At 60.6% G+C, this 1,563-nt stretch carries 1 protein-coding gene; it reads right to left on the minus strand.

The window, feature by feature from the left end:
* Positions 1-118: 118 nt before the first annotated feature.
* The coding region (locus EET03_RS17765) for a beta strand repeat-containing protein (protein WP_136625720.1) at positions 119-1,563 on the minus strand (1,445 nt) is incomplete at its 5' end.

Raw genomic sequence — 1,563 nt, forward strand, 5'->3', positions numbered from 1 at the left:
CCACCACCCACCCGTGTCGACCACCCAACCACCACTAGGAAACGGTTCCCCCGGGTATCGGATGCCCGCGCCCATGCCGGCGGGCCCAAATCCGCTGGGGGCAGCCCAGATTCGGCCGCTACCGGAAAAACCCGGAAATCCCTGAACCCGAATTGAAGCCGCCGGAGTTCTGATCGCCGGAATTAACGATGCCCGAGCTGTCGTCACCGGAATTCGAGATGCCTGCAAGGGTGTTACCCGAGTTGACAAATCCGGCATTGTTGGTGCCAATATTGCTGAAACCGGAATTGAAGCCGGGGATCAGCGCGGGCCCCGCATTCGAGATTCCCGAATTGCCGATACCCGTGTTGAAGAAGCCAGAGTTGACAGTACCGTTGGGATCACTGTTCCCAAAGCCCGAGTTTCCGGCGCCTTGGTTATCGAATCCGGAATTCAAGACCGGCTGGTCCACCGCGCTGGCGAAGCCGGTGTTGAGGTTGCCGCCATTGAATCCGCCGGTGTTGGTGTTGCCGCCGTTGAAAAAGCCGGTGTTGACATTACCCGCATTCCAGGCACCGGTGTTCGAGTCGCCCGCATTCATAAAACCGGTATTTCCCGCACCAGAATTTCCGAAGCCGGTGTTATGGGTGCCCACGTTGAAGCTGCCGAAGTTTCCGTTTCCCGCGTCAAAAATACCGAAGTTAGCGCTACCGGCACTACCGAAGCCGGTATTTGAGCTACCCGCGTTCCAGAAACCGGTATTGAAGTCGCCAGCGTTACCGAAACCGGTATTCCCGTTGCCCGAGTTTATCCAGCCGATGTTATTGTTACCGGAGTTGAAGAAGCCGATGTTGTTGTTGCCCGAGTTGAACAAACCGATATTGTCGCTGCCTGAGTTCAAGGCGCCGAAGCCAATTTGACCGTTGCCGGTAAGCCCGAAACCGATGTTGTCGTTACCCTTGTTGCCGAACCCGATGTTCCCGGTACCGAGGTTTCCGAATCCGATGTTGCCGCCACCGAGATTCCCGCTGCCGAGGTTGAAGTCGCCGGTGTTTCCGCTGCCCAGGGACGCGTCGGCCAGGTTTCCGCCGCCGATGTTGATGGTGCCGAAGTTTCCGCTGCCCAGGTTGAGGCTGCCGATGTTGCCGCTGCCCAGGTTGCCGCTGCCGAAGTTTCCGCTGCCGAAGTTGTAGTCCCCGATGTTTCCGCTGCCGCTATTGGCGGTCCCGGTGTTGCCACCGCCCCAGTTCTGGCTGCCGTAGTTCCCGCTGCCGATGTTGGTGTCGCCGATATTGCCGCTGCCGAGGTTGATCCCACCGATGTTGCCGCTGCCTAGGTTGAACGAGCCGATGTTGCCGAAACCCAGGTTGAAGACGAAGTCGTCAAGCCATTGCGAAACCGCCGCCGGGCCGGCTGTCGCCTGTGCGGCGAGCGCTGACGGTGCGCCGGCCGCCGCGCCGGCCCCCGTCGCGCCACCGACCAGACCCGACAACCCGGGCAACCCCGCCACCGAACCCGACCATGACGCCAACTGAGCAGCCGCCGCCGAAACCCCACCGTGATAACCCACCATGGCCGCCACAT

Source organism: Mycobacterium innocens (assembly GCF_900566055.1).
Taxonomy (GTDB): Bacteria; Actinomycetota; Actinomycetes; order Mycobacteriales; family Mycobacteriaceae; genus Mycobacterium; species Mycobacterium innocens.